General features: G+C 50.8%; 23 protein-coding genes. 14 read left to right on the top strand and 9 right to left on the bottom strand.

The window, feature by feature from the left end:
- Nucleotide 1 precedes the first annotated feature (1 nt).
- The 4 genes from ACJHYR_RS04715 to tolC all read right to left on the bottom strand — a co-directional run bounded on the left by ACJHYR_RS04715 (nt 2) and on the right by tolC (nt 5749).
- On the bottom strand, nt 2–1798 hold the full coding sequence (locus ACJHYR_RS04715; RefSeq protein WP_000459856.1) for an aryl-sulfate sulfotransferase: 1797 nt from the start codon (nt 1796–1798) through the stop codon (nt 2–4).
- A gap of 484 nt (nt 1799–2282) precedes the next feature.
- A complete protein-coding gene (locus ACJHYR_RS04710; protein ID WP_000442860.1) occupies nt 2283–3443 on the bottom strand; it encodes a glutathionylspermidine synthase family protein in 1161 nt (386 codons plus the stop codon).
- A gap of 5 nt (nt 3444–3448) precedes the next feature.
- Complete coding sequence (locus ACJHYR_RS04705) at nt 3449–4120, bottom strand: DUF1190 family protein (protein WP_000831543.1); 672 nt, start codon at nt 4118–4120, stop codon at nt 3449–3451.
- A 147-nt stretch (nt 4121–4267) separates the two neighbouring features.
- A complete protein-coding gene (gene tolC, locus ACJHYR_RS04700) occupies nt 4268–5749 on the bottom strand; it encodes an outer membrane channel protein TolC (protein WP_000735278.1) in 1482 nt (493 codons plus the stop codon).
- Nucleotides 5750–5953: 204 nt separating this feature from the next.
- Between tolC and nudF the strand changes: the two genes are divergently transcribed.
- Genes nudF through parE form a run of 5 tightly spaced genes read left to right on the top strand, consistent with a single transcriptional unit; the run spans nt 5954 to nt 10360 of the window.
- The gene (nudF, locus tag ACJHYR_RS04695; RefSeq protein WP_000917117.1) at nt 5954–6583 is read left to right on the top strand and encodes an ADP-ribose diphosphatase; all 630 of its coding nucleotides are present in this window, start codon (nt 5954–5956) and stop codon (nt 6581–6583) included.
- Complete coding sequence (locus ACJHYR_RS04690) at nt 6584–7006, top strand: DUF1249 family protein (protein ID WP_000833393.1); 423 nt, start codon at nt 6584–6586, stop codon at nt 7004–7006.
- Nucleotides 7007–7030: 24 nt separating this feature from the next.
- On the top strand, nt 7031–7858 hold the full coding sequence (gene cpdA / locus ACJHYR_RS04685) for a 3',5'-cyclic-AMP phosphodiesterase (RefSeq protein ID WP_000444747.1): 828 nt from the start codon (nt 7031–7033) through the stop codon (nt 7856–7858).
- A complete protein-coding gene (gene yqiA, locus ACJHYR_RS04680; protein ID WP_000105733.1) occupies nt 7858–8439 on the top strand; it encodes an esterase YqiA in 582 nt (193 codons plus the stop codon). Before cpdA ends, yqiA begins: the two co-directional genes overlap by 1 nt.
- 28 nt (nt 8440–8467) lie before the next feature.
- The gene (parE, locus tag ACJHYR_RS04675; RefSeq protein ID WP_000195296.1) at nt 8468–10360 is read left to right on the top strand and encodes a DNA topoisomerase IV subunit B; all 1893 of its coding nucleotides are present in this window, start codon (nt 8468–8470) and stop codon (nt 10358–10360) included.
- A gap of 63 nt (nt 10361–10423) precedes the next feature.
- Here the strand turns inward: parE and ACJHYR_RS04670 are convergent, their stop codons facing one another.
- The gene (locus ACJHYR_RS04670) at nt 10424–12565 is read right to left on the bottom strand and encodes a TonB-dependent siderophore receptor (RefSeq protein WP_072837496.1); all 2142 of its coding nucleotides are present in this window, start codon (nt 12563–12565) and stop codon (nt 10424–10426) included.
- Between the two features lie 373 nt (nt 12566–12938).
- Between ACJHYR_RS04670 and ACJHYR_RS04665 the strand changes: the two genes are divergently transcribed.
- The 5 genes from ACJHYR_RS04665 to ACJHYR_RS04645 are packed head-to-tail and all read left to right on the top strand — an operon-like array spanning nt 12939 to nt 17616.
- Entirely contained in the window at nt 12939–13748 is an 810-nt protein-coding gene (locus ACJHYR_RS04665; RefSeq protein WP_000940887.1) for an ABC transporter ATP-binding protein, read from the top strand.
- Complete coding sequence (locus ACJHYR_RS04660) at nt 13745–14728, top strand: FecCD family ABC transporter permease (protein WP_000986441.1); 984 nt, start codon at nt 13745–13747, stop codon at nt 14726–14728. Before ACJHYR_RS04665 ends, ACJHYR_RS04660 begins: the two co-directional genes overlap by 4 nt.
- 8 nt (nt 14729–14736) lie before the next feature.
- Nucleotides 14737–15774, top strand: coding sequence for a FecCD family ABC transporter permease (locus ACJHYR_RS04655; RefSeq protein ID WP_122986655.1), 1038 nt, complete (start codon nt 14737–14739; stop codon nt 15772–15774).
- Between the two features lie 10 nt (nt 15775–15784).
- On the top strand, nt 15785–16732 hold the full coding sequence (locus tag ACJHYR_RS04650; protein ID WP_001315018.1) for an iron-siderophore ABC transporter substrate-binding protein: 948 nt from the start codon (nt 15785–15787) through the stop codon (nt 16730–16732).
- On the top strand, nt 16729–17616 hold the full coding sequence (locus ACJHYR_RS04645) for a MurR/RpiR family transcriptional regulator (protein WP_000614957.1): 888 nt from the start codon (nt 16729–16731) through the stop codon (nt 17614–17616). The genes ACJHYR_RS04650 and ACJHYR_RS04645 overlap by 4 nt, the downstream gene beginning before the upstream one ends.
- Nucleotides 17617–17660: 44 nt before the next feature.
- Here ACJHYR_RS04645 and ACJHYR_RS04640 read toward each other — a convergent pair whose 3' ends face one another.
- The 4 genes from ACJHYR_RS04640 to qseB all read right to left on the bottom strand — a co-directional run bounded on the left by ACJHYR_RS04640 (nt 17661) and on the right by qseB (nt 20702).
- A complete protein-coding gene (locus ACJHYR_RS04640) occupies nt 17661–17975 on the bottom strand; it encodes a putative quinol monooxygenase (RefSeq protein WP_000958598.1) in 315 nt (104 codons plus the stop codon).
- A 30-nt stretch (nt 17976–18005) separates the two neighbouring features.
- Nucleotides 18006–18587: an NADPH:quinone oxidoreductase MdaB gene (mdaB, locus tag ACJHYR_RS04635; protein ID WP_000072420.1), complete on the bottom strand. Its 582-nt coding sequence runs from the start codon at nt 18585–18587 to the stop codon at nt 18006–18008.
- A gap of 109 nt (nt 18588–18696) precedes the next feature.
- On the bottom strand, nt 18697–20046 hold the full coding sequence (qseC, locus tag ACJHYR_RS04630; RefSeq protein ID WP_000673370.1) for a quorum sensing histidine kinase QseC: 1350 nt from the start codon (nt 20044–20046) through the stop codon (nt 18697–18699).
- Nucleotides 20043–20702: a quorum sensing response regulator transcription factor QseB gene (gene qseB, locus ACJHYR_RS04625; RefSeq protein ID WP_001221493.1), complete on the bottom strand. Its 660-nt coding sequence runs from the start codon at nt 20700–20702 to the stop codon at nt 20043–20045. The genes qseC and qseB overlap by 4 nt, the downstream gene beginning before the upstream one ends.
- Nucleotides 20703–20853: 151 nt before the next feature.
- Here qseB and ygiW point away from each other — a divergent pair, with 151 nt between their 5' ends.
- The 4 genes from ygiW to plsC all read left to right on the top strand — a co-directional run bounded on the left by ygiW (nt 20854) and on the right by plsC (nt 25556).
- Nucleotides 20854–21246 (top strand): OB fold stress tolerance protein YgiW, encoded by a 393-nt coding sequence (ygiW, locus tag ACJHYR_RS04620; RefSeq protein WP_000712658.1) that lies wholly within the window; start codon nt 20854–20856, stop codon nt 21244–21246.
- Between the two features lie 52 nt (nt 21247–21298).
- Nucleotides 21299–21781 (top strand): GyrI-like domain-containing protein, encoded by a 483-nt coding sequence (locus ACJHYR_RS04615; RefSeq protein WP_000183504.1) that lies wholly within the window; start codon nt 21299–21301, stop codon nt 21779–21781.
- Nucleotides 21782–22326: 545 nt separating this feature from the next.
- Complete coding sequence (gene parC / locus ACJHYR_RS04610) at nt 22327–24585, top strand: DNA topoisomerase IV subunit A (RefSeq protein WP_001281919.1); 2259 nt, start codon at nt 22327–22329, stop codon at nt 24583–24585.
- Nucleotides 24586–24818: 233 nt separating this feature from the next.
- The gene (gene plsC, locus ACJHYR_RS04605) at nt 24819–25556 is read left to right on the top strand and encodes a 1-acylglycerol-3-phosphate O-acyltransferase (RefSeq protein ID WP_000965712.1); all 738 of its coding nucleotides are present in this window, start codon (nt 24819–24821) and stop codon (nt 25554–25556) included.
- Nucleotides 25557–25628 lie beyond the last annotated feature (72 nt).

Here is a 25628-nt window from a genome sequence, read left to right as displayed (position 1 = left end):
ATTATTTGAACATCTGTTGTGGACGGACTAACAGTGCACGATAGTGAGTCTGATTGGGTTTATCTGACAGCACGTCGATTTCCACTTTCACTTCTTTGGTTTTGTAATCGATTTCGTTCAACTTACCGACGGTTGGCTGCCCGACATCGAACAAATGAATAGAACCACCGAAGCCAAACATGGTGTTACGGTCGGCTTGATATTCAATGATGGAGGTAATCGGGCTATAGAAATCGTAGCCACGTTCTTTACCGTATTCCCACACTTGCTGAACGGTGCCTTTCTTCTCATCAATCTTATATTCCACAAAGCGGGAGTATTTCATGGTTGGTAAGGCAGGTTGTTCCAGATGACGCCCATCGCCATTATCAAAAATGGTGAGCGTTCCTTTGCTGGAAATCCAGGCGGTATGCTGGGTGTAGGTAAAGTCGAAGTCTGAGTTTTCGCACAGGCCATTTTCGTTACAGGTAATTGGCTTACCGTTAGCATCAACCGGTTTCAGCAGCTTGCTGGCCAGCGGTTTTTCCCAACCTTTAGAGGGCGCAAGGATCCATTTCACTTGCTTATCACGACCAATTTTCACAACACCCTGGTGGCGAGAGGAGAGGATGATTGAGTCATCTTTTGCGTCATAGGCGATTGAGTTAACGTGCGCCCAGTTACGACCTGGCCCTACACCCAGCGCGTCGCCGAACGGTGTATCTGGTTCCAGTTTTGCCTGTTGTCCTGCATGGGCAAGGTCAACGTTAACGCAAACTGCACCTGCATCCAGCGCGCCGAGCAGTGCATCGCGTTTCGGATCGAGGATCTTGGTCAGATCCCATACATCGACAACGCGACCAGATTTATCGACTTCGAGGATATGGTCACGAATGGTGGTGACGTGTACGCCGTCATCGCGACGGTAATTGCTCTTACCTACGCGCAACAATACTGTGCCATTAGGCGTCTCAATGGACTCATGAGTGGCGTCAGCAAATCCGCGCGGTAGTTTGTGATCTTCGAGCACCTGCCCCATCATGTCGAACTCGTACCAGTGCTGACCTTGTACAGCGGTAAAGGTGCCGCGTGGTGTTTCGCGGATACCCATCAGATAACCACGCTTGTTGATATCGCGGTCACGACCATCGTAGAAGGTGTTTTGATCCAACCACCAGCGGTATTCGCCTTCCGTATCGACGATAAAGGTGAATGGCGCGATATCAAAAGGGAGTGCGCCAGTTGCCGGACCCGCATCAAGGATACCGGCATTTTTATCTTTCTCACCATGCCAGTGGAGATCGGAACCTTGGGCGGTAAAGGTGTGGGTATTAACCAGATAGAGGCGATCTTCAAAACCCGGTGCGACTTTAATAACTTTGGTCTGTTGTAAATCGGAGATAGAGCGGTTATCCATGTAATTATTGACGATGGCCGAAGTGTGCACCACATAATCATCTTTCATGACCTTGCCGTTTTCTTTCCACTCAACGGTCACTTTGTTAGCAAATTTCTGATAAAGACCAAAAATCGGTACTCCATCATAAGTTTTTAGTGATTCCTGACCCACGGGATAGCTGATTTCTACGCCTTTTTCGCCCTTCCCATGGACGGTAACTTTGACATCAGAAATGACATGGCTATCTAAGTCAACCAAAGCGGTCAGTGGTGCATTGCCGTAGGGATCGACAATGACCGCACCCAGTTGCCCGGCAGGTGGTGCGGGTTTAAAACCTGCTGCCATCACCCCCGGTGCTGACAAACCCAGAGTTATCGCCACAGCTCCGGCTACCAGAGTTTTTCTATATTTATCAAACATGGATATATCTCCTTATATAACGCAAATATATAATAATGATGAATATCGACTGTTGAGGTGGTGCTAATAAATTTGTTTTGTGAATTAAAATGTATTAATAATAATCGTTATGAATATTTTTTACTGATTTTAGATTTTTTGTATTTCTCTGTAACAAATATTTTCTTTTGGTCGATACTAGGTGGGCAATATATCAATAACAATATTCAATATTGTGTAGTGTGATCCCAGCGACATTGTTTTTTAATTATTAAATCTATTTTTGATGCGGTGTTGGATATAAATAAATTTATAAAACAATAGGTTACCAAGTGATTTTATTGATTAATTTAATTACAGTATCGCTTACATATGACGATTTAATATTAAATTAGGAATTAATGTTAAATAAAAGTGATGGATGTGATTGATTATATATAGATGGGGGTGATGATTTGCGAAGTATAATAAATTGCCCCGGTAAACGGGGCAATATTGAACAGTATTACTCAACAAAAATATGCGGATAAAACCGAGACATATCCTGGGTGATCAATGCACGGTCTTCACGAATGCCAATTCCGGCAGGTTGATCGTTCACCAGCCAGCTACCAATCAGCATATAGCTGTCGCCGAATTTCGGTAACGGGTGGAATTGCTGAACAATCATCCCTTCTTCGCCATACGGACCTTCCGCTGCTTCAATGGTTTTGCCGTTCTCAATGATCGACACGTTTGCGCCTTCACGGGAGAAGATCGGTTTAACCACATATTTTTCCATTTGCGGATGATCATCTTCCGCAAAATAAGCAGGCAGCAGGTTCGGGTGATTCGGGAACATCTCCCACAGTAGCGGCAGAAGCGCTTTGTTGGAGATAATGCTCTTCCACGCCGGTTCCAGCCAGCGTACGCCTGCATCCTCCAGCTTGGTGGAGAACATCTCACGCAGCATAAATTCCCACGGATACAGCTTGAACAGGTTAGAAATCACCTGATCCTGTAAATCCGTGAACTGACCTTTTTCGCCTAAACCGATATCGTCGATGTAGAGGAATTCAGTAGCGATTTCAGCTTCTGTCGCGCAGTCCTGCAAATACTGAATGGTTCCGCGATCTTCCACCGTGTCGCGACAGCAGGTGAGATGCAGCAACTGGAAGCCATACTGTTCACGCAGCTCGACAAAGCGATCGATCAGCTTCTCTTGCAGACTGTTAAACTGGTCGCTGCCTTCCGGCAGGTTACCGGCGTTAAGCTGATCTTCCAGCCAGATCCACTGAAAGAATGCGGCTTCATACAGTGACGTTGGCGTATCGGCGTTATTTTCCAGAAGTTTAGGCTCGCCAGTACCATCCCACGCCAGATCAAGACGCGAATAAAGCGATGGCTGGTGAGTCAGCCATGACTGGCGCACAAAACTCCAGGTGTGTTTTGGAATGCGGAATTTGGTCATCAGCTCATCGCTGGCGATCACTTTTTCAACCACTTTCAGGCACATCTGGTGCAGTTCGGCGGTGACTTCTTCCAGCTTTTCAACCTGGGCGAGGGTCAACTTGTAGTAAGCATCTTCACACCAGTACGGTTCGCCGTACATGGTGTGAAAATTGAAACCGTATTCGTGGGCTTTTTCGCGCCAGTCCGGGCGCTCGGTAATACTGACTCTTTCCATCGGTATCAGCCACCCATTGAACGAGAAGAGGTGCCGGTTGCGCTACGCTGCATAGTGCTTTGTTTGGCAACAGATTCACCAAAACCGCCACGGGTAACAGTAGTAGTGGTCGCCGGTTTTGGTGCCATTGCCGTCTTCGGTACGGTCATGGTGCGGCCTGGCTGGGCTGCGCCATAGTTTTTACCGGTCGCGTCGGTATATTTACCGTAAGCCGGGCTGGCCGGGTTTTTCGAGGAGAACAGCGGCTGCTGTGCAAATCCCGCGCCGCCGCCCATCAGACGACCCATCATGTAACCGGCCATCAGCGGCATCCAGAAACTCCCGCTGGATTGCTGGGCCTGCGCCTGGTTTTCTGGTGCCATGCCAGCCTGGGCTGGTGCCTGCTGGCACTGACCTTCACCAAATTCAGCAACACAGTCTTCACGGGTGGCGTATTTCGGCGCAGTACGTTCGGCTTCTTTCAGCGCATTGTTGTACGCGGTGGTACATTCGGCGCTTTTGCCTGGGTTTGCAGCTGAACAGTCGTCAGCATTTTGATAGAGAGACACTGTTTCATCACTCTTTTCACAGCCAGCCAGCATAAAAACAGTGGCAACCGCGAGAGCGACTGGTGTCAGATGGCGTGCGCTCCAGTTTTTGCGGAACGATGCGTGGCGTATGGATTTTGTCCGTTTCATTTTTGTCTTCCGGGACCAGTGGTAAATACCCATCAGAATAGAGGATGGCTGGTCGAAATTGAAGCGAGAAGGGGGAAGAATGCGGCAGATAACCCGTATCTTTACGTTGCCTTACGTTTAGACGGGGCCGAAGCCCCGTCGTCGTCATCAGTTACGGAAAGGGTTATGACCGTTACTGGTGGTAGTGCGTGCGGATGTTTGCTGAACGACGGGGGCCGGGCTATCAGGCGCATAACCATCAGCAATAGCATTCTGTTCCGGCGTTTGCGGGGCAACGTTTTCCGGATTAGTGGAAACCGGTTTGCTCAGCGCATTGTTCAGTGCCAGCAGATCCTGCTCGTTCAACGTACCCAAGGCTGACTTAATATTCAGCTGATTAATCAGGTAGTTATAACGCGCATTCGCCAGCTCTTGCTTGGCGTTGTACAGCGTGGTGGTCGCATCCAACACATCAACAATGGTACGCGTACCGACCGAGTAGCCCGCTTCCATCGCGTCTAATGAGCTTTGAGCGGAAACTACGGCTTGTTTGTAGGCGTTAATGCTACTGATAGAAGCATTAATGTTGTTGAAGGAGGAACGTACGGTTTGCACGACGCTACGATGCGCGCTTTCCAGTTGCTCACTGGCACCAACAAAGTTGTACTGGGCCTGTTTCACCTGCGAGTTAACCATTCCGCCCTGATAAATCGGCAGCGAGAAGCTCAGGCCAACTTTGTTCTGGCCCATATTGCTATCGTCATACTGGGTACCAGCGGCACCACGGGTTTTCGAACCGCTATATGAGGTGTCAGAAATCCCGGTAGAAGCCGTTAAATCCAGAGTCGGTAAGTGACCATCCTGCGCCTGGCGAATTTGCTCGCGCGCCAGGTCCTGGCTCAAGCGTGCCTGTAACAGCGACAGGTTGCGTTTTTCGGCTTCTTTCAGCAGCGCGTTAACCGGCTGTGGTTTGTCGGTTTTAAAGTTTTCGACATTCAGCGCCGCCAGTTCCGGATAGTAGTTACCGGTGATCTGGCGCAGCTGCTCTACCGCGTTATCAAGGTTATTACGTGCGGTCACTTCGTTCGCCAGCACGGTATCGTACTGTGCGCGGGCGTTCTGCACGTCGGTGATCGCTACCAGGCCCACGTTAAAACGTTGGGTGGTTTGATCTAATTGACGGTAGATCGCTTCTTTTTGCGCCTGTGTATAGGAAAGAACGTCAATAGCATTCAACACGTTGAAATAAGCGGTCGCGGTGTTGAGGATCAAGGTTTGTTGATCGGTCTGATACGTGACGTCCTGAATCCCAGCTGCTTTTTCCTGCAGCGTTAACGCACGCCATTTCGACATATCAAAAATGGATTGAGTTAACTGCAGGGACGCACTGGTCGCGTTAGAGTTGATGCCGTTCGCGTCGCGGTAGCCGTTGCTATAGGTGTAATCTGCACCTAAACCTAGCTGTGGCAGTAATGGACTGCGCGCTTCATTAATTTTTTCAAAGGCAGCATCACGATCGGCGGCAGACTTACGCAATTCCGGGTTACTAAGGCGTGCTTGCTGATAAACTTGCATCAGGTTCTCGGCCTGGCTCAACGAACTGAACCCAGAAAGGCTCAGGCCGATAAGAATGGGGAGCAATTTCTTCATTTGCATTCCTTGTGGTGAAGCAGTATTTAGCGCGATCAAACTGTAAAATTATTGCGGATTCTAGCAGAAGCCGCTACCGCAAAAGGTTGGCGTTACGTGCCATAGGGCGTTAATGTGCCTCAATTTAACACATGACTGCTCAAACGGCAGTCAAACGTCGCTGAAATTCACATTTAATTCACTATTAGTGCCAGGACATTAACAATGCTTAAGCCAGACAACCTGCCCGTTACATTTGGCAAAAACGATGTAGAAATTATTGCACGAGAAACACTTTATCGCGGCTTTTTTTCATTAGATCTTTATAGATTTCGTCATCGTCTATTCAACGGGCAAATGAGTCATGAGGTACGGCGGGAAATTTTTGAGCGCGGTCACGCCGCAGTCTTGCTACCCTTTGACCCAGTGCGTGATGAAGTTGTGCTGATTGAGCAGATTCGGATTGCCGCATACGACACCAGCGAAACCCCCTGGCTACTGGAGATGGTTGCCGGGATGATAGAAGAGGGTGAAAGTGTGGAAGATGTTGCCCGTCGCGAAGCGATTGAAGAGGCGGGACTGATAGTCAAACGGACCAAACCGGTGTTAAGTTTCCTGGCAAGCCCGGGGGGCACCAGTGAGCGTTCGTCAATTATGGTGGGCGAAGTGGACGCCACGACCGCAAGCGGTATTCATGGTCTGGCTGATGAAAACGAAGATATTCGCGTTCATGTGGTAAGCCGGGAACAGGCATACCAGTGGGTAGAAGAGGGGAAAATCGACAACGCAGCGTCGGTCATCGCTTTGCAATGGCTGCAGCTGCATCATCAAGCGTTAAAAAATGAGTGGGCATAAATGAAGCGTTACACACCTGACTTTCCTGAAATGATGCGCCTGTGCGAGATGAACTTTTCACAATTGCGCCGTTTGTTACCGCGCAATGACGCACCCGGCGAAACTGTAAGCTATCAGGTGGCAAACGCACAATATCGGCTGACGATTGTGGAATCGACCCGATACACTACCCTGGTGACAATAGAACAGACTGCGCCCGCGATCAGTTACTGGAGCCTTCCGTCAATGACGGTGCGTCTGTATCATGACGCGATGGTGGCTGAAGTGTGTTCAAGCCAGCAGATTTTTCGCTTCAAAGCGCGGTATGATTATCCTAATAAAAAGTTGCATCAACGCGACGAAAAGCATCAAATTAACCAGTTTTTAGCGGACTGGTTGCGATACTGTTTAGCACATGGAGCGATGGCGATTCCGGTTTACTAGCGTCGTGAAACCTAAGGACACCATTTGGAAAGCCTGTTAACCCTTCCTCTGGCTGGTGAGGCCAGAGTCAGGATTTTACAAATTACCGACACTCACCTGTTTGCGCAAAAGCACGAAGCCCTGTTAGGGGTAAACACCTGGGAAAGCTACCAGGCGGTGCTGGAGGCGATTCGGCCACACCAGCACGAATTCGACCTGATTGTCGCGACAGGTGATTTAGCGCAGGATCAATCCTCTGCGGCCTATCAGCATTTCGCTGAAGGCATCGCAAGTTTTCGTGCGCCCTGCGTCTGGCTGCCGGGCAACCACGATTTCCAGCCCGCGATGTACAGCGCGTTACAGGATGCGGGTATCTCCCCGGCGAAGCGCGTGTTTATTGGTGAGCAATGGCAAATCCTGTTGCTGGATAGCCAGGTGTTTGGCGTGCCGCACGGTGAGCTGAGCGAGTTTCAGCTTGAGTGGCTGGAACGTAAACTGGCCGATGCGCCAGAACGCCATACGTTGCTGCTGCTGCATCATCATCCGTTACCTGCGGGTTGTAGTTGGCTTGATCAACACAGCCTGCGTAACGCGGGCGAACTGGATACCGTGCTGGCGAAGTTTCCGCATGTCAAATACTTGCTGTGCGGTCATATTCATCAGGAGCTGGATCTCGACTGGAACGGTCGCCGCCTGCTGGCAACGCCGTCGACCTGTGTGCAGTTTAAGCCGCACTGTTCCAACTTTACGCTGGACACCATCGCGCCCGGCTGGCGTACTCTCGAGTTACATGCTGATGGCACGCTGACCACCGAGGTGCATCGCCTGGCGGACACACGTTTCCAACCTGATACCGCTTCAGAAGGCTACTGATGTCTACGCTTCTTTATTTACACGGTTTCAACAGCTCGCCGCGCTCTGCAAAAGCGAGCTTGTTAAAAAACTGGTTGGCGGAACATCACCCTGACGTAGAGATGATCATTCCGCAGTTGCCGCCGTATCCTTCCGATGCGGCAGAACTGCTGGAATCCATTGTCCTGGAACATGGCGGCGATTCGCTGGGTATTGTCGGTTCGTCACTGGGGGGATATTACGCCACCTGGTTGTCGCAATGTTTTATGCTGCCCGCAGTGGTGGTCAACCCGGCGGTGCGCCCGTTTGAACTGCTGACGGACTATCTCGGTCAGAACGAGAACCCCTACACCGGGCAGCAATATGTGCTAGAGTCACGCCATATTTACGATCTCAAAGTCATGCAGATTGACCCGCTGGAAGCGCCGGATTTGATCTGGCTGCTGCAACAGACGGGAGATGAAGTGCTGGATTACCGCCAGGCGGTGGCGTACTACGCTTCCTGCCGCCAGACTGTCATAGAAGGCGGCAACCACGCATTCACGGGCTTCGAAGATTATTTCAACCCGATCGTCGATTTTCTTGGTCTGCACCATCTCTGACGATCAACTCGAATTGCTAACTTAAACCATGACGCAAACTTATAACGCTGATGCCATTGAGGTACTCACCGGGCTTGAGCCGGTTCGCCGCCGTCCGGGGATGTATACCGATACCACTCGCCCTAACCATTTGGGGCAAGAAGTTATTGATAACAGTGTCGATGAAGCACTGGCGGGTCACGCAAAACGCGTGGATGTAATCTTACATGCTGACCAGTCGTTAGAAGTGATTGACGATGGGCGAGGGATGCCGGTGGATATTCACCCGGAAGAGGGTGTACCGGCGGTTGAACTGATTCTTTGCCGTCTGCATGCAGGCGGTAAATTCTCTAACAAAAACTACCAGTTCTCTGGCGGCCTGCATGGCGTGGGGATTTCGGTAGTTAACGCCCTGTCGAAGCGCGTAGAAGTTAACGTACGCCGCGATGGTCAGGTTTATAACATCGCCTTTGAAAATGGCGAAAAGGTGCAGGATTTACAGGTTGTCGGCACTTGCGGTAAGCGCAATACCGGTACCAGCGTGCACTTCTGGCCGGATGAAACCTTCTTTGACAGCCCGCGTTTTTCTGTTTCACGCCTGACACATGTGCTGAAAGCCAAAGCGGTACTGTGCCCTGGTGTTGAGATCACCTTTAAAGATGAGATCAACAACACCGAACAGCGCTGGTGCTATCAGGACGGTCTGAATGATTACCTGGCGGAAGCGGTAAACGGTTTACCGACGCTGCCAGAAAAACCGTTTATCGGTAATTTCGCTGGCGATACTGAAGCGGTGGACTGGGCGCTACTGTGGCTGCCGGAAGGCGGTGAACTGCTGACCGAAAGCTACGTCAACCTGATCCCAACGATGCAGGGCGGTACGCACGTTAATGGCCTGCGTCAGGGCCTGCTGGACGCGATGCGTGAGTTCTGTGAATACCGCAACATTCTGCCGCGCGGTGTAAAGCTGTCGGCGGAAGATATCTGGGATCGCTGCGCCTATGTGCTGTCAGTAAAAATGCAGGATCCGCAGTTTGCCGGGCAGACCAAAGAACGTCTCTCTTCGCGTCAGTGCGCGGCATTCGTTTCGGGCGTGGTGAAAGATGCCTTCATCCTGTGGCTGAACCAGAACGTTCAGGCGGCGGAGCTGTTGGCAGAGATGGCGATTTCCAGCGCCCAGCGTCGTATGCGTGCGGCTAAAAAAGTGGTGCGTAAAAAGCTAACCAGCGGCCCGGCGTTGCCTGGCAAACTGGCTGATTGTACCGCGCAGGACCTTAACCGTACCGAGCTGTTCCTTGTGGAAGGTGACTCCGCAGGCGGATCTGCCAAGCAGGCGCGCGATCGCGAATATCAGGCTATCATGCCACTGAAAGGTAAGATCCTTAACACCTGGGAAGTCTCCTCCGACGAAGTGCTGGCTTCGCAGGAAGTGCACGATATTTCGGTAGCGATCGGTATCGATCCTGACAGCGACGATCTGAGCCAGCTTCGTTACGGCAAAATCTGTATCCTCGCGGATGCGGACTCTGATGGTCTGCACATTGCCACGCTGCTCTGCGCTTTGTTTGTAAAACACTTCCGCGCATTGGTGAAACACGGTCACGTTTACGTCGCACTGCCACCGCTCTACCGTATTGATCTCGGGAAAGAGGTTTATTACGCGCTGACGGAAGAAGAGAAAGAGGGCGTACTTGAGCAATTAAAACGCAAGAAAGGCAAGCCGAACGTTCAGCGTTTTAAAGGTCTGGGGGAAATGAACCCGATGCAATTGCGCGAAACCACGCTTGATCCGAACACTCGCCGTCTGGTGCAGCTGACTATCGATGATGAAGACGATCAGCGTACTGACGCGATGATGGATATGCTGCTGGCGAAGAAACGCTCGGAAGATCGCCGCAACTGGTTGCAAGAGAAAGGCGACATGGCGGAGATTGAGGTCTGATAATCCTCCCGCCAGAAGAATAAAACATAGCCCGGTATACAAGTGTATACCGGGCTTTTTTGATCAAAATTCCATTTTCACCGTGAATTGCACTTCACGCGGATCGCCAATCTGATTCCCCAGATTATTTGTGGCGATGGAAGAGGTGTAATACGTTTTATCAAACAGGTTTTTGACGTTTAATTGCAGTGTGACCGGATACTGCAATTTCATTTTGTATGCGGCGAAGGCATCGGCAACGAAATAGCCTGGCAGATAATAGTCAGCCCCATTGGTTGCCGAACGACGGCTTACGCCATGTCCACCACCGCCAAACGTCAGTGTGTTATTGCCTGGCATGTTATGAATGTCATAGGTCAGGAATAGCGAACCGGTATGACGAGGAACATTCGGCAATGGTTTCCCTGCATAATCAGGATCCTCCAGAACCTTAGTATCGGTATAGCCGTAGCTGGCAATGATATTAATGTTTTCAGTTAATGCTCCCGCAAGGTCGACTTCTACCCCTCTTGAACGAACGCGGCCTGCCGTTTTGGCGATGGTTTCATCACCAATACTTTCGGTATACAACACGTTACGTTTATGGATATCAAACAGCGCAATATCTGCGGTTATACCATCGAACAGCTCGAATTTTGCCCCGACTTCGTAAGCATTAGATGATTCCGGTGGAAGATCTCCGATGTAGCTGGCAATTGACGATTGCGGCATAAATGTTTGCGAATAATTAGCAAATAAGGATACCGATGGCGTCAGTTTGTAGACTAACCCCAGTTTGGGCGTCCATTGTTCATCGCGGCTGTCAGTATTGACATTAAAAGGACGGCCTTTACCCGCATACTGCGTGTAATACTGATAGCGGATCCCGGCGACGGCAATCCAGTTATCGGTCAGATAGAGCGCGTCCTGTGCATAAGCTGAGTAGCTCTCCTGTTTGATCGTCTGATCGCTGTCCGACGCCGAGACAGTTGTGCATTTGCTGGTATTGCCGTAAACAGGGTTGTAGATATTGAAATCTTTAGCGTTTTTACAGCGAATCATATCTGTGCGCAGAAGATCATAATATTCATATGACACCCCACCCAGAATCTCATTATAGAACCCAGCAATATCAACATTCCCTTGCAGATCCGCACGAGTAGAATGCATACGCTGGGTAGATCCCTGAGTTGCATCAACACGCCGTGTCAGCGTTCCTGTCGTTGCATCATACGCGGTAACGCGAGCCTGATTGTCGCTGTATTTATCCTGGCTGTAGCTGTAATCAAAGCGCGCTGTCCACTGGCTATTGAGATGATATTCTGCGTTGAGTTGCGCCAGATCGGACTGACCATCTGTAATATTAAACGGTTCGTCAAAACGTATTTTTCGATCAACGTTTACGGGCTGTTTCGTCGTAAGGTCGAAAATCGTTCCACGATCGAACGGAGTTTTATAGTCCCGATGGGAATAGAGCATGGTTACTGTTGCATTATCACCAAACCAGGTGAGTGACGGGGCAATAAATGTACTGCGCTCTTTACCGAAGTTTCGCCAGTAATCTTCATCCTGCACTTCCCCCGTCAGGCGGTATGCCAGCTGAGTGCCTTCAATGGGACCTGTGATATCAAGTTGCCCAGTGCCTCCGCCAAAACTGGAGGACGTGGCTGAGACAGAACCATGGAATGTTTTTTCCGGGCGCTTGGTCACGACGTTAATCAATCCACCAGGATCGAGAATGCCATACAGCGTGGAGGCCGGACCTTTTAGCACTTCCACACGTTCTGTGGCGGCGTTGAAACTGCGAGGAAGTACAGTTCGCAGGCCGTTGGTCATGATGGAGCCATCCCGGTTAGCACCAAACCCACGACGTACAAAGGCGTCCTGAGTTCCGCCTAATGTATTGGTCTGTACCACGTTACTGACGTTATAAAGCGCTTCATCCAGCGTCGTCGCATTCTGATTTTCCAGAACCTGATCGCTAACCGTATTGACCACCTGCGGGATATCCAGCATCGGCATATCGGTTAATGTCGCCGTGGAAGTGCTCAGAGGTTGATAACCATCGGTCGCCTCAGTTGCGGTATTTGCATCCGCTGTAACAGTGATTGTTTCGCCATCTTTGGTCGTTGCAGTGTCGGTTGCATGAATCATTGGTGCTGCAAAGAGCAGTGAAAAGAGCGCCCGACCTTTGATTCCTGAGAATGAAGGTGTGAACTTAGCCATTTAGTCTGTTATCCCAAAAACTCACGGATTGTCGTGAGTGAAAATTGTTTCTTGTTGCTCACTAAGCACTATCCGTTTGTTATTTCGCCATCGGATATGTAATTGAGAATCATTCAACCATGCGGTGATGTAGTAGTAAATGAGAAATAACAAAAAATTGCTACATGTGTTTTTATGAGAGGTTAATGCAATTCAATTGATGATAATTTATTAATATTTAATGGTTTTATTTTTATCTTTAAAAATATTTCACCTGTTATTTACCTTGTTTTTGTATGGCTTTTAACTTCTTGACTACTACATTTTGTGGCGTCAAACTCTCAAAGGAGAATGAGTTTTATTTTTGTTTGTCTTTGATTAAGTTGGCGTACACGTGGCACATAACGCAAAAGGGCAGGGGCTGATCCTCGACAATGTTTCTGCCGGGTATCACACGAAAATCATTGTTGATGGTGTTTCTTTCTCCGTTCCCACAGAAAAAATGACCGTTCTGGTTGGGGCAAACGGCTGTGGAAAGTCGACGTTGCTCAGCACCATTGCACGTATCTTGCAACCTATGGGCGGCTCGATATTGCTGGATGGTAAAGCGATTCACGAGCAACCAACGAAAGCGTTATCCCGTAGACTTGGGATCTTGCCGCAGTCGCCATTATTGCCGGAGGGCTTAACCGTTTATGAACTGGTGTCGCGTGGGCGTTTTCCCTGGCAGAATTTCATTCGTCAATGGAGCGACGCCGACGAGCAGGCGGTAGAAGAGGCCCTGAAATTAACCGGTACGCAGGAGTTTGCACATTTACCTGTTGAAAAACTTTCTGGTGGGCAGCGCCAGCGTTGCTGGATTGCGATGGTGTTGGCGCAAAAGACGCCTTATATCCTGCTGGATGAACCCACAACCTGGCTTGATTTACGTTATCAGGTTGAAATTCTTGAGTTATTACATGATTTAACGCGTCATCACGGGCGTACAGTCGTCGTGGTGTTGCATGATCTGAATTTTGCCGTCAATTATGGTGATACGTTGATATTTTTACGCCAGGGGAAAGTGGTGCGTGTGTTGAATGAGGGGGAACATTGCACGCCTGAGCTGGTAAAAGCTGTCTTTGACGTTGATGTTCACGCATCAATAAATCCTCTGACGGGAAAGCCGTTCTTCATGCCGTTTCGTGGTGTAGAAAAAGTATGATGCGCACAGGGCTGGTTACTGTAATTTTCCTCGCCTTACTGCTGGTGGGATGCGTGGTATATCCAGGGATTGGTGCCCGATTTATTGCACCACAAACGGTGTTGCAGGCATTTCTTCATTTTGAACCGCAAAACTTCGATCACAACGTAATTGTAAGACTCCGTTTGCCGCGTTTAGCGGCAGCATTGCTTACCGGTGCTTCTCTTGGAGTTGCTGGTGCTTTGTTGCAGGCTGTCATTCGTAACCCATTGGGGGAGCCACATATTTTAGGCTTAAATGCCGGAGCCGCTCTTGCTGTCGTTGCTGCCAGTGCGCTTGGGCTGGCCTTTCCGGTTGGACGCCCACTGCTGGCATCTACGGGCGGCGCGTTATTGTTCCTGTTGATATTGCTGCTTTCCTCCGCAGGGCGTTCAGGGTTAACGCCAATGAAAGTTACTTTATGCGGCGTGGCGCTATCGGCGTTCGTGTCCTCAATAACGGCTGCAATCCTGATTCTTGACGAACAAACACTGCTGGCGATGCGGACATGGCTAGCAGGTGATTTAGCGGGGCAGGATTGGGCGACGCTGGGTACGTCCGCCTGGTTTTCTCTGGGGGGGGTTGTGTTAGCCATTTACCTTGCGCCCTCTCTTAACATGTTGGCACTGGGTGATCGCATGGCGCAGGGGCTGGGCGTCTCGGTACTCCGCACGCGAACATTCACTCTGCTTGCGATCGCGTTGCTCTGTGGCGCAGCCGTATCGATTGCTGGCCCCATTGGTTTTGTCGGTCTGCTAGTACCGCAGATTGTCAGGCGTCTGGTATCAGCGGATCTGCGCGTTCTGCTCCCTCTTTCAGCTTGTGTCGGCGCGCTTTTGTTATTACTGGCAGATATTATTGCTCGGACGCTTTTCACGCCCCATGAGTTAGCGACCGGTGTCATGACGGCGTTAGTTGGTGCGCCTGTTTTTGTCATTATGGCGACGAGGATGTTCAAATGAGTCGGATAATGAACGTCGGGCTACGTCCACTACGTGTTGGTAAGTTTTCGACACTGGTACGCCCTAAAAATCAGGTGTTGCTTGGTGGGCTGTTTCTGTTTGCGGTTGGAATACTGATATTCGGTCTGATGCATGGTTCTTTTTCTGTCCCGGCATCGGAAATAGGACGAGCGTTGTTTGCTCCAGAAAACGTAAGCACAGACGCACGTTATATTGTGCAGGATATTCGCTTGCCGAGAGTCATCATGGCATTGCTATGCGGAGCCATGTTAGGTATGGCGGGGGCCGCGATGCAATCCATTGCGCGTAACGGCCTTGCCGATCCTGGTTTAATCGGCGTCAAAGAAGGATGTAGCGTGGCGGTGCTGTGGCTGATTTTCCAGTTTCCAATGCTGGGAATGTTCTGGCGTCCAGTGGCTGGTCTTGCTGGTGGCTTGTTGGTGGCTTTAATCGTGATTTTTTGTGCGCGCGATATTTCCCGCCCGCGATTTGTTCTGATTGGTATTGGTGTTTCCTGGTTTTTCGCCGCCGGTATCGGTGTATTTATGACCACTGCAGATGTTCGAGATGTACAAACTGCATTGATGTGGTTATCGGGAAGCCTGCATGCAGCTAACTGGATGTTAGTCGGTATTTCAGCCTGTTGGATGTTGCCAGCCGCTCTTTTATTGCTGTTCACCGCCAGGACGGCGGATATCGCTCTGCTTGGTCATCAGGTTGCAACCGGGTTAGGGGTGAATAGTTCTCGTCTGGCGTTGTTACGTGTCGCCGCACCAATAATCCTGACAGCCGTCTGCGTTTCGTGTGTTGGTAACATCGGTTTTGTCGGATTGATAGCACCCCATATATCACGTTTTATTCTACGTGGCGGGCAGACGACATTACTGCTGGGGAGCGCCGTATCGGGGGCGTTGTTAGTCATCCTGGCGGATAGCATTGGTCGTTTGGCTTTTTTGCCTTTGCAACTGCCTGCCGGAATCATTATTTCATTGATTGGTGGACCATTCTTTTTGCTACTGCTCTGGCAGCGCAGGAACAGTTTTTAATGGGAGTTATATGCGTTTATTTTTTTCTCTGCTGATACTGTTGTCATTCTTTGCCCGCGCGACAGAACCTGTTCAGGTCTTTACTGATGATTTAGGGCGCAAAGTCACTGTTCCTGCTCATCCAAAGAGAATTGTCTCTTTACACGATCTTGATATCACTATTCCTCTGATTGAGCTCGGTGTACCTCCTGTCGCCAGCCACGGGCGAACCCGGCCTGACGGTAGCCATTTCATTCGATCAGGCGCGTTATTGACAGGTGTCGACTTTGATAATTCATCGATCGCTTTTATTGGCACCGCTGATATTGATATTGAAGCGATTGTGGCGGCAAAGCCTGACCTGATCATCACAGAACCGACCCGTAATACGCCCATTGAACAACTGGAAAAAATTGCGCCCACGGTGAGCATTGATCATCTCAAAGGAGGCGCGCCAGAAATCTACCGCAAGCTGGCAGAACTTACAGGAACGCAGTCGCAGCTGGCGATACTTGAACGCCGCTATCAGGCACAAATCAATGCGCTGAAGGCGACGCTGGACAGCCAAAAAATAACGGTATCGGTGATTCAGGCAAATCAGGGAAAAATTAATGTGATGCATAGCTATCATTCGCTGGGGCGGGTATTACGCGATGCTGGTTTTCGCTTTCCGCCGCTGATTGAGAGCATTCCTGAAGGTGGGCGAATGGATGTGAGCGCAGAGCGTTTACCTGAACTGGATGCCGATTTTGTTTTTGCAACCTGGCGCGGTGACACCGGTGCTAAACCTCAGGATGAGCTGGCAGCAATGGAAAAAGTCATGCCGGGATGGTGTCAGTTTCTGACGGCCTGTCGTTCCGGGCGCTATGTGCTGATTTCTCGTGAAGAGGCGATTTCTAACTCCTTTGCATCTCTGGGGCTGATGGCTGCGCAGATACAATCACAAATTGCGGGACGACCTCTACCGGAGGCTAAATGATCCAGAAAGACAAAACGCGGGTTGATATTTATGGTGAGCGTTTTCGCACTCGCGCGAGTCAGTTAACGCCTGGGTTAAGAACTGTCGCAAGCTACATTAATGAGCATCGTGAAGTGGTACTCGAGCAAACGGCGATGGAAATTGCGGCCACGTTGAACACTTCCGATGCCACAGTTATCAGGGCTATACAGGCTCTGGGGTTTGCCGGGCTGCGTGATCTGAAACGCACTCTGGAACAGTGGCTTGGTCCAGCCCTTAGTTCCAGCGAAAAGATGTCTACGACGGTGAGTAACTTGACGAGCGATGTTAACACCGCAATCGACTTTGTTCTTGAAGGGCATTTGTATACTTGTAATGTCCTGTCAGAGCCTGAAAACCGCCACGCGCTTGCGCAAGCTGTAGCGTTGTTGGTGCAGGCACGGCAAGTCGCTATTTTTGGCATTGGCGCTTCGGGTATCCTGGCGGACTATACCGCACGACTATTCAACCGCATAGGTTTGCCTGCCACGGCACTAAACCGTACGGGTATTGGCCTTGCCGAGCAACTGATCGCGCTTCAACGTGGCGATGTTCTGATCATGATGGCGCAAAAATCTGCGCACCGGGAAGGACTGACAACGCTGCGTGAAGCGAGACGGCTGGGGATCCCTGTTATTTTGCTGACAAACGCGCTGGATTCACGTTTTAGCAAAGACGCCAGTATCGTGATTCATGTTCCGCGCGGGGATGAAAAAGGAAAAACGCCGCTACATGGTACGGTATTGTTGTGTCTGGAAATGATTGTCTGGTCGGTAGCTTCCGCAGTGCCGCAGCGTGCGGTTAAAACCATTAAGCGAATTAACGATTTCCATCGAGGACTGAAAACGGGAAGAAAGAATGGCTAATCTGACCTGAGGCCGGTAGCAACACCGGCCTCTTTTCAGGAATGTTAAATCCCCGGTTGCAGGATGCGGATATTCATCTCCAGCACATCGCCTTTTACGGCCTCGCTGTACGCTTTCATGTGCGGGGTCTGCAAGTGCGCTTCAAGATGCGCGATGCTTTCCCACTGCTCAATCATCACGATAGAATCCGGTGCCATAGACTGGAAACTCACGCCAGCAGCGCAATCCACCATTGGCGCATAGCCGTGGCAACCTTCTTCTTTCAGTACGGTTGGAACGATTTTAGCAAACTGATCCAATACCGCCTGACGGTGATGTTGACCAGGACGAGTACGGATTTCTGCGATTACGGTAAGCATGGTTAACTCCTTCTAAAGCCTGAGCTCTAGTTAACCAAAAATTTCCACAAGATGCTTGCGATATTCTTCAGTATAGCGGGGAACATCAGGCATTTTTATCACGTCATTAGCGATAAATGTCGGCAGCGGTTCCATGCCAAGGAATTGGTTTGCTTTATGGAACGGCAGATACACACCGTCAACGCCAACGCCGTGGAAGAACTGATCTTTTTCGGTGAAGGCTTCCATTGGTGCGTTCCAGGTCAGAGAAAGCATATATTTTTTGCCCTGTACCAGGCCGCCGGAACCGTATTTTTTCGACGGATCTTTGCGGGTACGACCATCGCTGGCATACAGAGTCCCGTGACCTTCGGTGAATACATCATCAATGTATTTTTTCACTGTCCACGGCGCGCCCATCCACCAGCCTGGCATCTGCCAGATCACCACATCAGCCCAGAGAAAGTTTTGTACTTCCGCTTTGACATCGTAGTCGCTGTCGGCGCGAACGATGCGAACATCATGCCCGAGGTCGCGCAGTGTGCCATCCGCGACTTCGGTCAGGGTGTCGTTCAGTTGACCATTGGAGTGGGCGAATTTTTTCGCGCCGTTGATAATCAGGGTGTTGCTCATTTTTTAACCTCAAGGTGAGACGTTTGTCGACTATAGTACGTCACAGAGCGGTACGGTGAAATTAGCAAAATGTGCAAAGTCTTTTGCGAATTTAGCAAAAATCTTACCCTTACCAGCTTACCTTCGTCTCAAATCCACCTTGTTCCACATTCCCAAACTCAACATTCATGCCATGCAGCTTGGCGATTCGCTGGACAATCGATAGCCCAAGTCCACTGCCGGTAGCGGTTTGTCCGGGTGGGCGATAGAAGCGTTCGCCAATTCGCGCCAGTGCCTCTGGCGTCACACCGGGGCCGTTATCCCTCACGATGAAACTATCGGCATTCAGCGTGATGTCCACCACGCTGCCCTGTGGACTGTAACGCACGGCGTTATCCAGAAGGTTTCGTACCAACAAACTTAGCAACAGCGGTTGTCCGGTGCGTTTGATGCCGTGGGCATTGAGTGTCAGTCGCACGTCAATTTTCGCCTGCTGCGCCGTGTGGTAAATATCCATCACCGACGATTGCAGGAGATCTTCAAGCGGGATCTCCGCGACGTCCTGAAGGTTATCCAGTGAGTCCAGCCGCGATAGCGTGAGCAGTTGATCAACCAGACGAGTAGCGCGATCGATTCCGGAATGTAATTGAAGCAGCGCTTTTTTCCGCGCCTGCGGATCATCGTCAGAGAGCTGCGCAACTTCGGTTTGCACTTTCAGCGCCGTTAACGGGCTACGAAGTTCGTGAGCTGCGTCGGAGGTAAAGCGTCGTTCACGAACCATCATCGCATGTGTACGGGCGAACAGTTGATTCAACGACTCAACCAGTGGACGCACTTCGCTGGGTACGCCCGTCGCGTTTAGTGGTTTTTCCGAGTCAGGGTCACGCATACGTAGTGCCAGCGCCAGTTTGTTCAGCGGCGCGAGTTCACGACCCAGTAGTACCATCATGATGATTAACATAATCGGCAGTGCGACAAGCCACGGGATCAATTGCCCGGCAACAATCGCCAGCGCCATGTCTTCGCGGTATTCCCATTCCTGACCAACAACGATGCGATATTTGCCATCAGGTGAGGTCATCCAGACAAAACGCCAGGGATCGTCTTCACCGACCAGTTGCCCGTCAGCAAAACCTTCCCGTTGATAGCTATAGGGAATATCTTCTCCGTTATCGCCATCGTTAAGGACCATTCTGCCGTCGTGGGTAAAGATGGCAAAGGTCAGCGCATCGTCATCAACATGACCGTGTTTTAATTTATTTGGCGTCTGTGCCATGCGATCTGCCGCGTTGATTTCGTTGAGATCGAGCGTACTTAACCGCTTGGCAAACAGCATCAGTTGGGTGTCGAACAACTCATCGACGTTATCCGTTGTTTGTTTCCAGGCGACAAAGCTGGAAAGCAGCCAGGTCACTGAGGCCAGAATTAAAAAGATTAGCGTCAGCCTGACTCGCAGACTAAGACGTTGGGTAAATTTCATTTCTCACCTAATGTGTAGCCAATACCATGAACGGTACGAATAAAATCACTGCCGAGTTTGCGTCGCAGATGATGCACATGCACTTCAACGGCATTACTGGTGACCTCTTCGTCCCAGGTATACAGTTTCTCTTCAATCAGTTTGCGCGGCAGTACCCGACCAGCGTTACGCATCAGTAATTCCAGCAGGGCAAATTCTTTTGGTTTCAGAGTTAAGGGTTCGCCAGCCAGCGTGGCGATACGTTTGCCGGGGTCGAGCATGACGTTACCGTGGCGCAGTTCGTTGCTGGCCTGGCCGTTGGTTCGGCGCATCAGAGCTTCCAGCCTGGCGGCGACTTCTATCAACGCAAAAGGTTTACACAGATAATCGTCAGCTCCCAGACGCAGCCCCTCTACACGTTCCGCTAACGCATCGCGCGCGGTCAGGATCAGTACCGGCTCACGCTGACCTTTTTCTCGCCATTCGCGCAAAATATCGCGACCATCCATGCCTGGTAAGGTTAAATCCAGGATCACCGCATCATAAGGCGCACTATATAGCGCCTCTTTTCCCTGACGACCTTGTGTAAACCAGTCGACGCTAAAACCCATTTTACTAAGGCCCGTTTTGATGCCGTCGCCAATCAGCATGTCATCTTCTATCAGTAAAATTCGCATTTTTTCATCCCTGCGATAACCGTATTTGCTGCCAGTAAACCGTGTTGTAACGCGCTCTGTACAGCATTAAATTTTATTTTTTTCCCTTAAGAAGTTGTTAAGGACTATCTTGTTAAATGCTCGGAAACAGACATTAAAGGGAGTAATAAACATGAAAAAATTCGCAGCAGTAATCGCAGTAATGGCCCTGTGCAGCGCACCGGTGATGGCAGCAGAGCAGGGCGGTTTTTCTGGCCCATCGGCAACGCAAAGTCAGGCCGGAGGATTCCAGGGGCCGAACGGCAGCGTAACGACCGTAGAAAGCGCAAAATCCCTGCGTGACGACACCTGGGTAACCCTGCGCGGCAATATCGTTGAACGCATCTCTGACGATCTCTACGTGTTCAAAGATGCCAGCGGTACTATCAATGTTGATATCGACCACAAACGCTGGAACGGCGTGACGGTGACGCCGAAAGATACGGTTGAGATCCAGGGGGAAGTCGATAAAGACTGGAACTCTGTTGAAATTGACGTCAAACAGATCCGCAAAGTAAATCCGTAATTGTTACCGCTCCCGGGACGCGTTCCCGGGAATAATTTCGCAGGGAGGCAAAATGACAAACCTGACACTGGATGTAAACATTATCGATTTCCCATCAATCCCTGTGGCGATGTTGCCGCACCGCTGTAGCCCTGAGTTGCTCAACTACAGCGTGGCGAAATTTATCATGTGGCGTAAAGAGACGGGGCTTTCTCCTGTTAACCAAAGCCAGACTTTTGGCGTCGCCTGGGATGACCCTGCCACCACCGCACCGGAAGCGTTTCGCTTTGATATCTGCGGCAGCGTTAGCGAACCGATTCCCGATAATCGTTATGGCGTGAGTAATGGTGAACTTACCGGTGGACGTTATGCTGTGGCCCGCCATGTTGGCGAGCTGGACGATATTTCACACACGGTATGGGGCATCATTCGCCACTGGCTGCCTGCAAGCGGCGAGAAAATGCGTAAAGCACCGATTCTGTTTCACTACACCAATCTTGCCGAGGGGATGACAGAGCAGAGACTGGAAACGGATGTTTATGTGCCGTTGGCGTGATGAAGAATCTTTACCGGAGTGTGAGCCAAATCACTCGCGATAAGTTTGAGCGAACAATGCCACAGGCGTATTGTTGTCGGGCTTATAAGTTCTCCGGTAAGGAATGCCATGTATACGCGAAATTTATTATCCGGTGCGCCGTAAGCCGTCTCGAGGGTACCCATGAGCAGGCCGCACTTATGGCAGGAGGCGCGGGGCACAGGTGGAGACACTGCTAAGCTGGGCTGAACCGTATACTTACAGACGACTACTTTGATGCTTTAGGCTTCCCTGGACTCGCATAACCTCAACTTCTCGAATCGCCCGGTGCGGACCCGCATGCCGAGTGGTGTGGCATGGGCGCAACCTTGTGTTGCCCCCTATGCCGATCAAGTCTACAGCAAAGAGTTGTATATCAAGGCACATTGATGCCTTTATCGCCGCCGGAGCACGTCCGGCGGCGCTAATGACGCTGATCTCCTGTGACTCGACGCGGCAGATAATGTAGTATCTCCAGCAATATTGCCCCTTTGAAGGCTGGCGAATAAGTTGAGGAATCAGAATTAATGAGCGATATGGCAGAGCGCCTTGCGCTGCATGAGTTTACGGAGAACGCCTACTTAAACTACTCCATGTACGTGATCATGGACCGTGCGTTGCCGTTTATTGGTGATGGTCTGAAACCCGTTCAACGCCGCATTGTGTATGCGATGTCAGAACTGGGCCTGAATGCTACCGCCAAATTTAAAAAGTCGGCTCGTACTGTCGGTGACGTACTGGGTAAATACCATCCGCATGGCGACAGCGCCTGCTATGAAGCGATGGTGCTGATGGCGCAGCCATTCTCTTATCGTTATCCGCTGGTGGACGGGCAGGGGAACTGGGGCGCACCGGACGATCCGAAATCGTTCGCGGCAATGCGTTACACCGAATCCCGCCTGTCGAAATATTCCGAGCTTTTATTAAGTGAACTGGGGCAAGGAACGGCAGATTGGGTGCCAAACTTCGACGGCACGTTGCAAGAGCCGAAGATGCTCCCCGCTCGCTTGCCGAATATTTTACTTAACGGCACCACCGGCATTGCCGTCGGCATGGCGACGGATATTCCGCCGCACAACCTGCGTGAAGTCGCGCAGGCGGCAATCGCCTTAATTGAGCAGCCCAATACCACGCTCGACCAGTTACTGGATATCGTGCAGGGGCCAGACTACCCGACCGAAGCGGAAATCATTACCTCCCGAGCGGAGATCCGCAAAATCTACGAGAACGGTCGCGGTTCTGTGCGTATGCGCGCGGTGTGGAAGAAAGAAGATGGCGCGGTGGTTATCAGCGCACTACCGCATCAGGTTTCTGGCGCGCGCGTGCTGGAGCAGATTGCTGCGCAAATGCGCAACAAGAAGCTGCCGATGGTTGACGATCTGCGCGATGAATCTGACCACGAGAACCCGACCCGTCTGGTGATCGTGCCGCGTTCCAATCGCGTGGATATGGAGCAGGTGATGAATCACCTCTTCGCCACCACCGATCTGGAAAAGAGCTATCGTATTAACCTCAATATGATCGGTCTGGATGGGCGTCCGGCGGTGAAAAATCTGCGGGAAATCCTCTCTGAATGGCTGGTGTTCCGTCGTGATACCGTACGCCGCCGTCTGAACTATCGCCTGGAGAAGGTCCTCAAGCGCCTGCATATCCTCGAAGGTTTGCTGGTGGCGTTTCTCAATATCGACGAAGTGATTGAGATCATTCGTAATGAAGATGAACCGAAACCGGCGCTGATGTCGCGGTTTGGCCTTACGGAAACCCAGGCGGAAGCGATCCTCGAACTGAAACTGCGTCATCTTGCCAAACTGGAAGAGATGAAGATTCGCGGTGAGCAGAGTGAGCTGGAAAAAGAGCGCGACCAGTTGCAGGGCATTTTGGCTTCCGAGCGTAAAATGAATAACCTGCTGAAGAAAGAACTGCAGGCAGACGCGCAAGCCTACGGTGACGAACGTCGTTCGCCGTTGCAGGAACGCGAAGAAGCGAAAGCGATGAGCGAGCACGACATGCTGCCGTCTGAACCTGTCACCATTGTGCTGTCGCAGATGGGCTGGGTACGCAGCGCTAAAGGCCATGATATCGACGCGCCGGGCCTGAATTATAAAGCGGGCGATAGCTTCAAAGCGGCGGTGAAAGGTAAGAGCAACCAACCGGTAGTGTTTGTTGATTCCACCGGTCGTAGCTATGCCATTGACCCGATTACGCTGCCGTCGGCGCGTGGTCAGGGCGAACCGCTCACCGGCAAATTAACGTTGCCGCCTGGGGCGACCGTTGACCATATGCTGATGGAAAGCGACGATCAGAAACTGCTGATGGCTTCCGATGCGGGTTACGGTTTCGTCTGCACCTTTAACGATCTGGTGGCGCGTAACCGTGCAGGTAAAGCTTTGATCACCTTACCGGAAAATGCCCATGTTATGCCGCCGGTGGTGATTGAGGATGCTTCCGATATGCTGCTGGCAATCACTCAGGCAGGCCGTATGTTGATGTTCCCGGTAAGCGATCTGCCGCAGCTGTCGAAGGGCAAAGGCAACAAGATTATCAACATTCCATCGGCAGAAGCCGCGCGTGGAGAAGATGGTCTGGCGCAACTGTACGTTCTGCCGCCGCAAAGCACGCTGACCATTCATGTTGGGAAACGCAAAATTAAACTGCGTCCGGAAGAGCTACAGAAAGTCACTGGCGAACGTGGACGCCGCGGTACGTTGATGCGCGGTTTGCAGCGTATCGATCGTGTTGAGATCGACTCTCCTCGCCGTGCCAGCAGCGGTGATAGCGAAGAGTAATATGCCGGGGAGGGCGCTGTTTCCTCCCGCTTGCAAGGAACGCCGGATGAAACGTTAAGTCGTCATCCGGCAGCGTATTCAACCCCCGGAAACGATAAAAATTCCCTTGAAACCGTTGTTTATTCATGCGTTGCGATTAACAATACGCTTTTCCAGAGAGCGGCTTTTAACAATGCCCTAACCTGATTTCAGGTGACGTACAATGCCAGTCTCTCAGACCTTCAGAGGGTGTTATGCTATATATCTTTCGTCTTATTATTACCGTGATTTACAGCATCTTAGTCTGTGTATTCGGCTCCATTTACTGCCTTTTCAGCCCGCGTAACCCGAAACATGTGGCCACCTTTGGGCATATGTTTGGTCGTCTTGCGCCGCTGTTCGGCCTGAAAGTTGAGTGCCGCAAACCTGCGGATGCTGAAAGCTACGGCAATGCTATTTATATCGCTAACCACCAGAACAACTATGACATGGTGACAGCATCGAACATTGTGCAACCGCCGACGGTGACGGTAGGTAAAAAGAGCTTGCTGTGGATCCCCTTCTTCGGGCAGTTGTACTGGTTAACCGGCAACTTATTGATCGACAGAAACAATCGCACTAAAGCTCACGGCACTATTGCGGAAGTCGTGAATCACTTCAAAAAACGCCGTATTTCCATCTGGATGTTCCCGGAAGGTACCCGCAGCCGTGGTCGCGGCCTGCTACCGTTCAAGACCGGGGCATTTCACGCGGCAATTGCGGCAGGCGTCCCGATTATTCCCGTGTGCGTCTCTACAACTTCGAATAAGATTAATCTTAATCGACTGCACAACGGTCTGGTGATTGTCGAAATGCTGCCGCCAATTGACGTCAGTCAGTATGGCAAAGATCAGGTTCGTGAGCTGGCTGCCCATTGTCGTTCGATAATGGAACAAAAAATCGCTGAGCTCGATAAAGAAGTCGCAGAGCGCGAAGCCGCCGGAAAAGTTTAAGTCGGCAATCTGTATTTTTGCGGGGAACACTTTCCTGCACGGTATTACTTTAGCCAGTTTTACATGGAGCAA

Origin of the sequence: Escherichia sp. WS1450 (genome assembly GCF_046487395.1) — a bacterium.
Classification (GTDB): domain Bacteria; phylum Pseudomonadota; class Gammaproteobacteria; order Enterobacterales; family Enterobacteriaceae; genus Escherichia; species Escherichia coli.
This window is presented reverse-complemented; position numbering and strand designations above follow the sequence as displayed.

What these genes read in the sequence shown, in the direction of transcription:
- ACJHYR_RS04715 (WP_000459856.1), bottom strand. Translation starts at nt 1,798, where the DNA reads ATGTTTGATAAATATAGAAAAACTCTGGTAGCCGGAGCTGTGGCGATA.
- ACJHYR_RS04710 (WP_000442860.1), bottom strand. Translation starts at nt 3,443, where the DNA reads ATGGAAAGAGTCAGTATTACCGAGCGCCCGGACTGGCGCGAAAAAGCC.
- ACJHYR_RS04705 (WP_000831543.1), bottom strand. Translation starts at nt 4,120, where the DNA reads ATGAAACGGACAAAATCCATACGCCACGCATCGTTCCGCAAAAACTGG.
- tolC (WP_000735278.1), bottom strand. Translation starts at nt 5,749, where the DNA reads ATGAAGAAATTGCTCCCCATTCTTATCGGCCTGAGCCTTTCTGGGTTC.
- nudF (WP_000917117.1), top strand. Translation starts at nt 5,954, where the DNA reads ATGCTTAAGCCAGACAACCTGCCCGTTACATTTGGCAAAAACGATGTA.
- ACJHYR_RS04690 (WP_000833393.1), top strand. Translation starts at nt 6,584, where the DNA reads ATGAAGCGTTACACACCTGACTTTCCTGAAATGATGCGCCTGTGCGAG.
- yqiA (WP_000105733.1), top strand. Translation starts at nt 7,858, where the DNA reads ATGTCTACGCTTCTTTATTTACACGGTTTCAACAGCTCGCCGCGCTCT.
- parE (WP_000195296.1), top strand. Translation starts at nt 8,468, where the DNA reads ATGACGCAAACTTATAACGCTGATGCCATTGAGGTACTCACCGGGCTT.
- ACJHYR_RS04670 (WP_072837496.1), bottom strand. Translation starts at nt 12,565, where the DNA reads ATGGCTAAGTTCACACCTTCATTCTCAGGAATCAAAGGTCGGGCGCTC.
- ACJHYR_RS04660 (WP_000986441.1), top strand. Translation starts at nt 13,745, where the DNA reads ATGATGCGCACAGGGCTGGTTACTGTAATTTTCCTCGCCTTACTGCTG.
- ACJHYR_RS04655 (WP_122986655.1), top strand. Translation starts at nt 14,737, where the DNA reads ATGAACGTCGGGCTACGTCCACTACGTGTTGGTAAGTTTTCGACACTG.
- ACJHYR_RS04650 (WP_001315018.1), top strand. Translation starts at nt 15,785, where the DNA reads ATGCGTTTATTTTTTTCTCTGCTGATACTGTTGTCATTCTTTGCCCGC.
- ACJHYR_RS04645 (WP_000614957.1), top strand. Translation starts at nt 16,729, where the DNA reads ATGATCCAGAAAGACAAAACGCGGGTTGATATTTATGGTGAGCGTTTT.
- ACJHYR_RS04640 (WP_000958598.1), bottom strand. Translation starts at nt 17,975, where the DNA reads ATGCTTACCGTAATCGCAGAAATCCGTACTCGTCCTGGTCAACATCAC.
- mdaB (WP_000072420.1), bottom strand. Translation starts at nt 18,587, where the DNA reads ATGAGCAACACCCTGATTATCAACGGCGCGAAAAAATTCGCCCACTCC.
- qseC (WP_000673370.1), bottom strand. Translation starts at nt 20,046, where the DNA reads ATGAAATTTACCCAACGTCTTAGTCTGCGAGTCAGGCTGACGCTAATC.
- qseB (WP_001221493.1), bottom strand. Translation starts at nt 20,702, where the DNA reads ATGCGAATTTTACTGATAGAAGATGACATGCTGATTGGCGACGGCATC.
- ygiW (WP_000712658.1), top strand. Translation starts at nt 20,854, where the DNA reads ATGAAAAAATTCGCAGCAGTAATCGCAGTAATGGCCCTGTGCAGCGCA.
- ACJHYR_RS04615 (WP_000183504.1), top strand. Translation starts at nt 21,299, where the DNA reads ATGACAAACCTGACACTGGATGTAAACATTATCGATTTCCCATCAATC.
- parC (WP_001281919.1), top strand. Translation starts at nt 22,327, where the DNA reads ATGAGCGATATGGCAGAGCGCCTTGCGCTGCATGAGTTTACGGAGAAC.
- plsC (WP_000965712.1), top strand. Translation starts at nt 24,819, where the DNA reads ATGCTATATATCTTTCGTCTTATTATTACCGTGATTTACAGCATCTTA.